Origin of the sequence: Saccharopolyspora sp., assembly GCF_017434145.1 — a bacterium.
GTDB lineage: Bacteria > Actinomycetota > Actinomycetes > Mycobacteriales > Pseudonocardiaceae > Saccharopolyspora_C > Saccharopolyspora_C galaxeae.
On sequence record NZ_JAFRFW010000574.1, the window covers coordinates 1 to 11,881 of the forward strand.

Annotated in this window: 10 protein-coding genes and 1 pseudogene; 4 read left to right on the forward strand and 7 right to left on the reverse strand. The window is 70.8% G+C overall.

Features of this window, described 5'->3' with window-relative positions; genetic code table 11:
• The first annotated feature begins 462 nt into the window (after positions 1 to 462).
• Together IJH84_RS15865 and IJH84_RS15870 are read left to right on the forward strand one after the other, a co-directional pair.
• Complete coding sequence (locus tag IJH84_RS15865; protein ID WP_295145807.1) at positions 463 to 1,149, forward strand: response regulator transcription factor; 687 nt, start codon at positions 463 to 465, stop codon at positions 1,147 to 1,149.
• Complete coding sequence (locus tag IJH84_RS15870) at positions 1,142 to 2,581, forward strand: ATP-binding protein (protein WP_295145795.1); 1,440 nt, start codon at positions 1,142 to 1,144, stop codon at positions 2,579 to 2,581. Before IJH84_RS15865 ends, IJH84_RS15870 begins: the two co-directional genes overlap by 8 nt.
• On the opposite strand, the gene IJH84_RS15875 is transcribed toward IJH84_RS15870, so the two are convergent.
• From IJH84_RS15875 to IJH84_RS15890, 4 genes are all read right to left on the reverse strand, one after another.
• A complete protein-coding gene (locus tag IJH84_RS15875; protein ID WP_295145797.1) occupies positions 2,544 to 3,347 on the reverse strand; it encodes an intradiol ring-cleavage dioxygenase in 804 nt (267 codons plus the stop codon). The genes IJH84_RS15870 and IJH84_RS15875 overlap by 38 nt on opposite strands.
• 65 nt (positions 3,348 to 3,412) lie before the next feature.
• A complete protein-coding gene (locus IJH84_RS15880) occupies positions 3,413 to 4,336 on the reverse strand; it encodes a helix-turn-helix domain-containing protein (protein WP_200072080.1) in 924 nt (307 codons plus the stop codon).
• Between the two features lie 95 nt (positions 4,337 to 4,431).
• Positions 4,432 to 5,658: a cobalamin-independent methionine synthase II family protein gene (locus IJH84_RS15885; RefSeq protein ID WP_200072079.1), complete on the reverse strand. Its 1,227-nt coding sequence runs from the start codon at positions 5,656 to 5,658 to the stop codon at positions 4,432 to 4,434.
• Positions 5,659 to 5,896: 238 nt separating this feature from the next.
• Positions 5,897 to 6,658, reverse strand: coding sequence for an endonuclease (locus IJH84_RS15890; RefSeq protein ID WP_200072151.1), 762 nt, complete (start codon positions 6,656 to 6,658; stop codon positions 5,897 to 5,899).
• Between the two features lie 284 nt (positions 6,659 to 6,942).
• Here IJH84_RS15890 and IJH84_RS15895 point away from each other — a divergent pair, with 284 nt between their 5' ends.
• Positions 6,943 to 8,070, forward strand: a complete 1,128-nt coding sequence (locus IJH84_RS15895) for an XRE family transcriptional regulator (protein WP_295145800.1) — start codon at positions 6,943 to 6,945, stop codon at positions 8,068 to 8,070.
• A complete protein-coding gene (locus IJH84_RS15900) occupies positions 8,067 to 8,609 on the forward strand; it encodes a hypothetical protein (protein ID WP_295145802.1) in 543 nt (180 codons plus the stop codon). Before IJH84_RS15895 ends, IJH84_RS15900 begins: the two co-directional genes overlap by 4 nt.
• A 4-nt stretch (positions 8,610 to 8,613) precedes the next feature.
• Here the strand turns inward: IJH84_RS15900 and IJH84_RS15905 are convergent, their stop codons facing one another.
• The 3 genes and pseudogenes from IJH84_RS15905 to IJH84_RS15915 all read right to left on the reverse strand — a co-directional run.
• Positions 8,614 to 9,612: a lipid kinase gene (locus IJH84_RS15905; RefSeq protein ID WP_295145804.1), complete on the reverse strand. Its 999-nt coding sequence runs from the start codon at positions 9,610 to 9,612 to the stop codon at positions 8,614 to 8,616.
• 285 nt (positions 9,613 to 9,897) lie between these two features.
• Entirely contained in the window at positions 9,898 to 11,121 is a 1,224-nt protein-coding gene (locus IJH84_RS15910; protein WP_200072076.1) for a GH25 family lysozyme, read from the reverse strand.
• Positions 11,122 to 11,310: 189 nt separating this feature from the next.
• A pseudogene (locus IJH84_RS15915) lies at positions 11,311 to 11,881 on the reverse strand (hypothetical protein); the annotation flags it as partial.

Below are 11,881 nucleotides of genomic sequence, written 5' to 3' on the forward strand. Positions count from 1 at the left end.
GATCGTTGGCGGCAGCGCCGGCGGCACACCCGGTCCGGGATCAGGAGCCGGGGCCGGTGGCACGCCAGTTCCAGGAGCAGGAACCGGAGCCGGCTGTGCGGGCACGGCCACGACGGAGCCCGGGTCAGGAGCCGGGCCCGGCTTCGCGGGCACGACCACGACGGACCCCGCAGCAGGGACCGGTTCCGTCACGGGTGACGGAGCAGCGGCCTCCGGGGCATTCGGGATCGGCCGCGGCGCCGCCTGTTCGGCCGAAGCGATGCCGAGACCGCCGATGCCGAAGGCGGCACCCGCCGTCACCAGCACCGCAGCGCGGGTCACTCGCTTGCTGGGCATGATCGAACTCCTTGTCATCGGTTGTCGCGGCCGTTCCGCGACACCGAAGACGTTGCCCGGCGGGCGCTGAAGCGGACCTGAACGAACCTGAAGACCGCTTCAGGAACCGGTGTCATGCTGATCCACATGCGGGTGCTCGTGGTGGAGGACGAACAACGGGTCGCGGAGGCGCTGCGGACCGGGCTGAACGCCGAAGGTTGGGCGGTCGACGTGCTCGGCGACGGGCACGAGGCGCTGTGGCAGGCCGAGCACACCGAATACGCGGCGATCCTGCTGGACATCATGCTGCCCGGGCTCAACGGATATCGGGTGTGCGCGCGCCTGCGGGCGGCGCAGAACTGGACGCCGATCATCATGCTGACCGCCAAGGACGGCGAGTACGACGAGGCCGACGCGCTCGACGCGGGCGCCGACGACTACGTCACGAAACCGTTCTCGTACGTGGTCCTGCTCGCGCGGCTGCGCACCGCCGTGCGGCGCCGCGCGGTCGCGCGACCGCCGCTGCTGCACGCGGGCGGTCTGGTGCTCGACCCGGCGCAGCGGACCTGCTCCCGCGCGGGCCAGGACATCACGCTCACCGGCAAGGAATTCGCCGTGCTGGAGCTGCTGGCCCGCAGCAAGGGTCAGGTGGTGTCCAAGCAGCAGCTGCTCGACGGCGGCTGGGACTTCGCAGCGGAACCCGACGCCAACCTCGTCGAGGTGCACGTCAGCTCGCTGCGCCGCAAGATCGACGCGCCGTGCGGCCGCCGCAGCATCCGAACCGTGCGCGGCTACGGCTACCAGCTCGTCCCGGAAGGCACCGCGGATGAGTGAGCGGCCGCGGCGGTTGTCCGTGCGCACCCGCACGACGCTGACGGCCACCGCCATCGTCGCGCTGGCCACGGTCGGTATCGGGCTGCTGCTGGTCGGCTACTTGCAATCCCGGCTCACCAGCGATCTGGAAGCCACGGTGCACGAACAGCTCTCCGAGGCGACCGAGGCGGTCCGGCGCGGCGCGGCGCTGCCGGACGGCGGGAACGAGATCTCGGTCCGGCTGATGCGGCCGGAGGACCGCTCGGCCGCTGTGCCACCGGCGGGACCGAGCCCGTCGGAGCGACCTCCGCTCGCCGAGTCCAACGTGGCGCCGCAACCCGCTGCACCCAACGAGACGAGTGCTTCGCCGCAACCCGCTCCGTCCGCCGAACCGGTCGCGGCACCGGCGAGGCAGGTCGCGGCCACGACGACCGTCGTCGGCCCTGGCGGCACCGCGACCCTGGTCGCCAGCGCCTCCACCCGTTCCGTGCAGCAAGCAACGGCGGCAGCGACCGCGGCGCTGCTGCTCGCCTCGCCGGTACTGCTGGCGATCGTCGCCGCGCTCACCTGGTTCAGCACCGGCCGGGCATTGCGGCCCGTGGAGGAGATCCGGGACGAGTTCGCCCGGCTGTCCGCGCACGACCTGCGCGGGCGGATGCCCGTCCCGGCCGGGCGGGACGAAGTGGCGCGCCTGGCGGGCACCCTCAACGAGACGCTGGACCGACTGGACCACTCCGTGCGGCGGCAGCGGCAGTTCGTCGCCGACGCCTCGCACGAACTGCGCAGCCCGCTCGCCGCGCTGCGCACACCGCTGGAGGTGGCCTGCGCGCACCCGGACCGGGTGGAGTGGCCGGACATCGCCGCGGGCACGCTCGAAGACCTCGGGAGGCTGGAGCAGCTCACCGGCGATCTGCTGGCGCTCGCGCGCCTGGACGGGACGCCGGCGACCGGCGGAACCGCGATCGATCTCGGCGAACTGGTGCGGGACGTGCTGCAACGCCGGGCACCGGGTGACATCGAGTGGGACACCGCCCTCGAAAGCGGAGTCGTCATCGACGGCCACCGCAGCCACCTGGTGCGGCTGATCACCAACCTCGCCGACAACGCCGAGCGGCACGCGGCGCGAAGCGTGCGGATCAGCGTGCGCGCCGAAGACGGGCACGCTCGCCTGAACGTCGCCGACGACGGACCCGGCGTCCCTGCCGAGTCGCGCGAGTACGTCTTCGAGCGCTTCGCGCGGCTGGACAGCGCACGCGGGCGCGGCGAAGGCGGCGCGGGGCTCGGCCTCGCGCTCGCCCGGGAGATCGCCGCACTGCACCAAGGAACTCTGGGCATCACCGATTCCGGCCGAGGCGCGAACTTCGCGGCGCGGTTCCCGCTCGCCGAGGATCGCGCTGACGCGACTGATCCCGCGCTCAGCGCGGCGGCGAGAAGGTCGCCGGTGGCGGAGTGACCGCAGGGTTGACGCCGAGGGTGATCGAGGCCGTGTGGCCCGCGCCGACGTCCTGGCCCGCCGGTTCGACCGCGAGCGTGCTCTGCGGTCCGCCTTCCTGCTGGAACAGGAAGTCGGTCTCGTTGGTGACGCGCTGCAGCGGACGATCGGTGTATCCGGGTGTCCGCTCGATGCGGGTGTTGAGGTCTTCCGGGAAGTAGAGCTGGCCGGTGTGCACCCGTTTGCCGCCCGCGTGGACCATCACGTGGATGTGGATCGCGCGACCGAAGTACCAGCCCGGGTGGATGGTGCGGAACTGCACGTTCCCGTCGCGGTCGCTGATCTGGGTGCCGCGCAGGAACGTCGACGGGTCGGTCGGGTCGACGTGCGGATCCGGCATCGGCGCCGTGTTCGGGTCGAGGTCCAGGTGGCCCGAGTAGTAGCCGCGCGCGTCGCAGTGCCAGATGTCCACGGCGGCGCCCTGCAACGCGGTGCAAGCCGCCGCGTCGACGCTGCGCAGGCGAAGCGTGACCGGGATTCCGCCGCGATCCTCCACGATGTCGGAGCGGACCAGGTCGCGGTCGATGTAGTACGGGCCTTCGATGGCCTCCGGGGCCAGCACGCAGGCAGGTGCGGGCACGTCCGCGGCGGCGCCCGCGGGCTGGGCCTGGTTCGGCGCGCACGCGGCGCCGAGACCGCCCGCTGCGCCGAGACCGAGGGCGGTCAGCACGAAGCGGCGGGTGGGGTGGGCAGGTCGTTGCTCCGGAGTCGTTCGGTGCTCGTCCATGAACGCCGAACCTAGGTCGGGCCGAGCGCGTCGATCCGCGCCTGGACCAGAAGTTCCGGCCGCTTTCACGGGTGGAACCAGGTCAGCTCCATGGACCGCTGGGCACTGCACTTGCGCACCGCGCGGGCCAGCACCGACAGCGGCGTGTCCCCCGGAGCGCGGCAGCCCGGCGGCAGTGCGGTGAAGTGGCGCTCCACCAGTTGCAGCCAGAACTCCTTCGTCGGCGGGAAGTGGACGTGCAACGAAGCGTGCCGCTCCTGCCAGCGGCGGATCGCCTCCAGGCGGCGCGTCGGGCTCCCGTGGCAGATCAGGTGCACCTCGTGGTCGCCGAACAACCGCGGTTCCAGGTTCCGCAGGAACCCGCGGAGATCGCCCAGCGCGGTGCAGCGCTGCGACAAGGTGGCGGCGAGCTGTTTGCGCAGCACCGCGTCGTAGTTGCGCGCGGCCGGGGAGCCGGTCCCGCGCGCGTCCTCCGGGCCGTCCGCGCCGCGCACCGCCAGCACCATGATCGACTCGGGTGGTGCCACGTACAGCGCCGACCACGGCGTGGCTCGATCCGGATCACCGCCGCTTTCGCCGGGCAAGATGCGCAGGCGCCGCCAGATGCGCGTCACCGACGAGGCCGAGATGCCGGTGCGGGCGGCCATGTCCCGCTTGGTCCAGCGCCGCCCGTTCGGCGGCGGCTCGGTGAACGTGGCCTGCTGCACCAGCCGCACCTGCTGCTCGGTGATCGACCGGGGAGCACCCGATCGCGGCCGGTCCCGCAGCGCGGGCAGCCGCCCCTCCAGGAAGCGGCCGCGCCACCGGCCGACGACCCGCGCGGACACGCCGAGCTCGCGGGCCACCACCGCGTTCGCCGGCCCCTGCGCGCAAGCCAGCACGATGCGGCAGCGCAGCGCGATGGCCGGTGACGTGGACGGCAGCTGCAGCCAGCGCAGCAGCGCGGCCCGTTCCGGCTTGCTCAGCACCAGCGGAGGCGGCGAACTCATCGGATCAAGACTATGCGTCCGGCCCGGGAAGTCGATGCGCCAGCGGGCGGTCGAGAGCACGACCGCCCGCCGCACGGTTCACCGCCCGCCGAGGATCACGGCCACAGCCGCCGCGTCGCCAGCTCGGCACCGGCCGCCAGCGACTCCAGCTTCGCCCACGCGATCTGCGGGTGCACCCGCCCGCCGAGGCCGCAGTCGGTGGAGGCGAGCACGTTCTCCCTGCCGACGCACTCGGCGAACCGCACGATCCGGTCGGCGACCAGCTCGGGATGCTCGACGACGTTGGTGGCGTGGCTGACCACGCCGGGCAGGATCAGCTTGCCCTCGGGCAGCGGGACGTCGCGCCACACCTTCCACTCGTGCTCGTGGCGCACGTTGCCCGCCTCGAACGAGTAAGCGCGCACGTCGATGGCCAGCAGCACCTCGATCAGCTCGGCCAGCGGCAGGTCGGTGGTGTGCGGGCCGTGCCAGCTGCCCCAGCACAGGTGGAAGCGGATGCGGTCCTTCGGCAGATCGCGCAGCGCGTAGTTGAGCGCTTCCACGCGCTGCATGGTGAACGCGCGGTAGTCCGCCACCGGCGGCTCCGGGTTGATCTGGTCCCAGTTCTCCGCGATCGCCGGGTCGTCGATCTGCAGGATCAGGCCCGCGTCCAGGATCGCCTTGTACTCCTCGCGCATCGCGTCCGCGCAGGCGTAGAGCCATTCCTCGTCGTCGCGGTAGTACTCGTTGCCGATGCGCGAACAGCTGCCCGGGCCGATCGAGGTCATGAAGCCTTCGTCGACGCCGGCCGCGCCGAGCGCGCGCTTGAACCCGGCGATGTCCGAGTTGATCGCGTCGTGGCCGGTGTAGTGCAACGGTCCGGTGCACACCGGGAAGGTGAGGGGTTTGCGCCCGGTGTCGACGCCGGATTCCGGGTCGCCGTAGGCCTCGGCGAAGCGCTCCCGGTCGCGGCGGTTGCCGAAGCTGGTCAGCCGGATGCCGGCCGCGCCGGAGCGGTTGGTGTCGATGTCGGACAGCGACGCCTTGCCGAGCTCGAGCCCGCCGAGGCGCTGGAACGAGTACGACCACCAGGCGCCGTAGTCCACCTGCTGGCTGGTGGCCTTGCCGAACTCGCCGTCGCCGACGAGTCCGATCCCGATGTCGCGCTGCCTGGCGACCAGCGACGTCAGTTCGTCGTCGAGTTTCGCCCGGTAATGCGCCGTCCGCTCACCGCCTGCGGCCGGGGCCGCGTCGGCGCCCGCGGCGTTGAGCGCGATCAACTCGTCCGGGCGCGGCAGGCTGCCCGCCTGCGTGGCCACGATGCCTTCGCTGCTGGATCGCATGACACGGTCCTCCCTCGTCGAAACGGCCGGTACGCAGTTTTTTCAGCAGCGACGCCGAACGGCAAACACCCAGCCCACGAGGTGCGCGCGGGATGACGAGGGAAGTCGTCGCGGGGGCGGTACGCCGCCGGACTTCGGGGCCGGACCACAAATCCCGTGCAGCCGGAGCCCGGCGGCCGCATCCGGCACGGCGACGAGCAGCGCACCACCGGGCGAACCCGGTGGTGCGTGCCGGTGATCAGCGCCAGATCTCGCCCGCCCACTCCGGGTGGTCGACGAACGGGTTCCGGTTGTGCTGGAACTGGTCGAAGATGACCTGGTTGCGGTTGCGCTCGAAGTCGTCCGGCGGGTCCTGCGCGTTCCACTGCAGCAGCACCGACTGCCTGCCCATCAGCGGCGCTTCGCCGTTGTCGACGTTGTCGTTGAGCTCCAGGTCCGGTGCGCCGTCCTCGCCTTCGTAGCGCACCGCCATGTACATGATCATGCGGGCGACGTCGCCCTTGACCGCGTCCCGCGGCTCGTAGGAGTCGTCGTCGGTGAAGTTGCCGGGCGCCTCGCCGACCTCGCTGCCGCCCATGTCGAAGTCCTTGTTGCCGCGCTCGGAGTTCACCGACACGTCGGTGGGCCGCAAGTGGTGCACATCCGTACCCGGGCCGACGTCGGTGCCGAAGTCGCCGTGCGACTTGGCCCAGGTGTGCTCGCGGTTCCACTGGTCGGCGTCGCCGCCGTTGGTGTCCTTGCCCTGGGAGCGGCCGGTGTAGAGCAGGACGACGTTGTCCGGGTTCGCCGGGTCCTGGTCGGTGACCTTCAGCGCGTCCCACACCTGGTCGTAGGTGAGCTGGTCGTTGGTGCTGATGATGTCGTTGAGCGCGACCTTGAGCTCTTCGCCGGTCTTGCCCAGCGCCGGCTGGTAGTAGGAGTCGTCGTAGGCGGTCACCGGACCCGGCTGCGCTGCCGGAGCCGGTTGCGCTGCAGGAGCCGCCGCGGCGGGCAGGGGCAGCGCGAGCGCGAGCGGCAGCGCCCCGGCCAGCGCGGCGCGTTTCCAACGGGTGTTCAGCACGGTGCGTTCCTCTCCCCAGAACGGCCGCACCGACCGGGATCGCCGGCCGTGCGGCACGGTGGACTCAGGACAAGGCGAAAGTTTTTCAGGAGAAGGCGAACCGGCGCGTGAATCGGGCGGACCAATCAGATGTACGCGTGACGGCGTAGCGGTTACCGGCTTTCCCGATAAACACACCGATCGACCATTTTGCGAAAATCGCAAAATCAGCTATCTTGGCGGTCATGGATATCTCGGAGCGAGTACGCGAGGTGATCGAGAAGACCGGCCTCAACCGGACCGCCTTCGCGGAGCAGGCCGGGCTCGACGCTTCGAAGCTGTCCAAGTCGCTCAGCGGAGCGCGCCGCTTCAGCTCGCTGGATCTGGCCAACATCGCCGAAATCGGCGGCGTCACCGTCGATTGGCTGCTCGGCACCGAACGCTCGAAACCCGCGGTGGCGGCACGTGCGGCAACGCCGGCCGGATCCGTCGCGGACAAGGCGATCGAAACCGCCGAGACCATCTCGGAAGTCCGGGCCGGACTGGCCGGACTCGGCTATCGCGCCCGATCGACTCCGGAGCTGCGGTTCGCACCCGCAGAACTCGGCATCCGGCAAGGTGCGGACCTGGCACAGCAAGCACTGGCACGGCTACCCGAGGGCCCGCCAGGTGTCGGTGCGGACCTTTTCGCCACGCTCGAACGATGCTTCGGAATCGAAGTGGCTGTGCAGCACCTCGACGGGCGGTTCGACGGCCTGGCCTGGATCGACGACGACGCCCGGGTGATCGTCGTGGGCACGACCGAAGTACCGACCCGGCAACGGTTCACGCTCGCGCACGAACTCGCGCACATCCTGGCCGGAGACGATCAGCTGCACGTCGACGAGGACGTCATGGAGTGGCGGCGCGCGGTCAGCGAACTGCGTGCCAACTCCTTCGCCGCCCACTTCCTCATGCCCGAAGCCGTGATCGCCGGGCGGCTGGCCACGGACGCACCGATCGACCGGAGGGCCTTCGCAGAACTGGTCATGCACCTGGCCGTTTCGCCGGACGCGCTCGCCTGGCGGTTGCACAGCCTGGCGCGAGTCAGCCCGGCACAACGCGATCAATTCCGACGCATGAGCACCGTGCAATGCGCGCATCTGACCGAACGCACGGACCAGTACGGCGAATGGCGCAACGCCAGCAAGCACTCGCGCTCCCCCGCGGCGCTGACCGGCGACGCCCTCGACGCCTATCTGGAAGGCAAGATCACGTTGCGCCCGGTCGCCCAGCTCTGCGGCCTACCGGTGGAAACCCTTCGCGACACGCTCGATTCCGGCGCGTGGTCCGGTCCGTACCCCGCCGACGAGGAGCCCGTCTTCAACCCATGAACCGGCCGTACCTGTTCCCCGACAACACGGTGCTTTGCAACTTTGCAGCCGTGGACCGGCTGCAACTCCTCCAAGACACGCTGGACGGGCGCGGACGCTGGGTGGAAGCGATCGCCTACGAGGCGCGCACTTCCAGCAGGCACCACCCGGCGTTGAGCCGGATCGAGTACGAAGGCTGGCTCGGCGTACCGATCGAGATCGACACCACCGCGGAGATCAGACAAGTAGAGACGATCCGCCGGACGGTGTTCGGCGGTCTCGCACGGCGGCCGAGGGCGCATCTGGGTGAGGCGCAGACCTGCCACGTGATCCTCAACCGCGCCGAGTTGCGCGGTTCGCATTGGATCAGCGACGACCAGGAAGCCGTGTGCTACGCGAGCAGGCAGGGAATCCCCACGAGGCAGACCGCCGGACTCATGCAGGAAGCCGTGGCGCGGGAGCTGATCGACCCGGACAAGGCGTGGGACGTGCTCATGGACATGCTGCAGGAAGAACGGCACATCCGGATGCCCGCGACGGCGGACGAACTGTTCGGGTAGCGCGCTACTCGCCGTCGGTCCAGGTCGGTGGTGCGATCACGTGCAGGGCGTTGCGGGCGACCGTGAAGCGCTGCGGCGTGGTGGCGACGAGTTCGCCGTCCACGTTGATCGCCAGGTCGACGTCGGTGCGCAGGTCGACCGAGCGGGTCTGCACGTGGGTCACCAGCTTGCTGTCGGTGCTGCTGCCCGTGCGCAGTTCGCGCATCACCGAAAGCAGCTGCAGCGGGCTCCCGTGCCGCAGCACCGAAACGTCGAGGGTGTCGTCGTCGATTCCGGCGTCCTGCCCGGCGACCTGGCCGCCGCCGAAATAGCGCCCGTTGGCCACCGACACCTGCAACAGGTCCGGGAACTCCATCGGCTCGTGGTCGCCGTCGGGGAATTCCAGCGTCGCGGTGAACGGGCGGTGCTTGCGCAGCGCTTGCACCGTGGCGACCGGGTAGGCCAGCGCGCCGACGCGCTTCTTCAGCGACGCCGACATGTGCTGCGCCACGGCGGCACCGAGACCGGCCGAAGCGCGGTTGACGTAATAGTTCCCGCCGCACAGCCCGAGGTCGACGTCCACCACGTGGCCGCGCGCGATGGTGCGGCAAGCGGCGTCGAGATCGTCCGGGATGTGCATGGTGCGGGCGAAGTCGTTCGCGGTGCCCAGCGGCAGCAGGCCCATCGGCACCTCGCGGTGCGCGAGCACGTCGACCACCGAACTCACCGTGCCGTCGCCCCCGCCCAGCACGATCAGGTCGTGCCCGTCGTCGACCGCGGACTCGACGGTCTCCACCAGCCGCGAGGCGTCCTGCAGCGGGTACGCCGCGTGCAGCGGCACGTCCAGCTCGCGCAGCCGATCCCGCGCGTACTCGAACGCGCGCCCGCCGGTGCGGGAGTGGGCGTTGACGATCAAAGCGGCCTTGGCCGCGGACCCGTCGTAGCGGATGGTGACCTCCTTCGGCTGCCGCGCGAGACTACCGGGCTCGGACCACCGGGGGTTCGCACCGGTGAGGACGCTCACGCGGGCTGGATGAGCTCGACGGTAGTGCTGTCCGGGTCGCGCGCGTGAGCCCGATCGAGGACCGTCCGGAGCCAGCTGGCGGTGCTGCCCGTGCGGTCGGTGGCCGTGATCCGGAACCTCACCCGGGGATGCTCGCGCAGCAACGGACCCCGCCTGCATTCGGGGTAGCAGGCGGGGTCCGTTTCCGGTGTCGCCACCGGTCTGCGGGCCACGACGGTTCGGGGCACGTCGCGGCCTGCGGTTCCGGACGGGGTCAGGCCGCCCGGAACCGCACTGCTCGGCACCTCACTGCTCGGCGAGGTTCTGCAGGTCGCCGACGCTGCCGTTGAAGTGGTCCAGGTCGACCTTGCCCTGCACGCCGTCGACCTTGCCCTTGTCCGTGTACTGCCAGAAGTTCCAGTTGTGGAACCCGGCAGGCGGAGTCGGCTGGTCCACGCCGTAGGAGGCGACCCACAGCGGGTGGTCGGCGAACTTGTCCGTGCCGCCCGCGCATTGCTTCCAGAACGACGGGTTGGCGTAGACGATCACGTCCGTGCCGGTTGCGGCCTTGATGCGGTCGTTGAACTTCTGCGTCCACTGGTGCATCTGGTCGGGCGAGAGGCCGTAGCACTTGCTGCCGGAGGAGTTCGGCTCCAGGTCGAGCACCGGCGGCAGCGTCTTGCCGTCCTTCTTGTAGTCGATGACCGACAGCATCTTGTCGGCCTGCGCCTCGGCGGACTCGTCGGGGCGGGCGAAGTGGTAGGCGCCGGCGATCATCCCGGCGTCCTTCGCACCGTGGTACTGCTGGTCGAACTTGGGACTGGCGAAGTCGGTGCCGTCTGTGGAGAGCACGAACGCGAAGTTCTGCCCGGCGCCGGCGACCCGCTTCCAGTCGATCGGGCCGTTGTGGTTGGACACGTCGATGCCGTGCGCGGGCGGTCCCGGCACCGGCCCTGGCGGCTCCTCGGAGTCGTCGCCGCCGAACAGGCCGCCACCGGACCCGTCGGCCTGGGACTTCTGCTGGCCGGCCGAGGGCATGTCGTCGACATGCGCGGCGGTGCGGACGTCATCGGACGAGGAACCGGTGCCGATGCTGACCAGCGCCACGCCGAGCACGCCGACCGCTGCCACGACGCCACCGGCTTGCAACGCCCGCAGCCGCGGGTGCTGCTTGCGGTGTTGCCCGGCGGTCGACTCGGACGTCGCGGAACGGACCCGGCCGGAGAGGTCGCGGGCCAGCGGGCGCACCCGCTGCTCGGCGCGCTGCCAAGCAGTCGTGCCCTGCACGCGCTTCACCAGCGGCAACAGCGCCAGCCAGATGCGGCGCAGCAGCGGAAGGACCCGCTGCCAGGCCCGGTGGGCGTGCGGACGCACCCGGTCGACACCGGAGCGCACCGCGTTGTCGGCGCGCAGCGCCGACGCCCGCCAGCTGTTGTCCGCGGAAACGTCTTGGTTCTGCGGTTGATCGGGGGTCGGGGTCGATGGCCCGCGGCCATCTTCGGGGTTCGTGTGTTGATCGGGGGGTGTCACGAGACCCCAGACTCCGGCACGGAGGGTGTACGTGCATCCCGGTAATTACGTACACAGGTACCTAGTTTGCTCAGTACGGGGGACGAGGTGACCGCCAAATCGTCACAGCCCGTGTAGGCAATCCGCCCGAGCGGAGACCGCGCTCACCCTACCGGACCGCCGATCAATGCTCGCGCAGGGTCCGGACCGCTACTGCTGCCGTCCGCGCAGCCAGTCCTCGATCTGCTCGCGGTCCCGGAAACCCAGCCGCGCCAGCACTCCCTCGAGCAGCTGCTCGGCCGACCGCCGTTCCATGCCCAGGCGCGCGGCGAGGTCGGCGCCGGTGACGCCTTCTCCGAACAGGACCGCGGCGCGCAGCTCGTGCGGACTCAGCCCGCCGGGGGCGGAACGACCCGGCTCCGGACGGGCCGGTTCCGGGCGGCCGATGCCTTCCTCCAGCACGTAGGCGAACAGCTCCTCCCGGCTCCATTCCGCTCCGCGCTGGTAGGCCGCCTGGAACTCCCGCTCGCCGAGCACTTGCCGCCCCCACGCGAGCGCCGCCGCGTTGTAGTCGTCGACGTAGGTCGACTCGCCCATCCGGCCACCGCTGATCCGGCGCAGCGCATCCGCGGCCCCAGTCAGGTGCGCGTTCCGGTGCGGCTGGTCGGCCGCGGTGGTGCACCACGACAGCACGTCCAGGTAGAGCGCCAGCCCGTTGAGGTCCCGCGCCGAGCGGTTCAACCGGACGGCTTGCTGCACCAGCAACGCCGCCTCCCGGTGA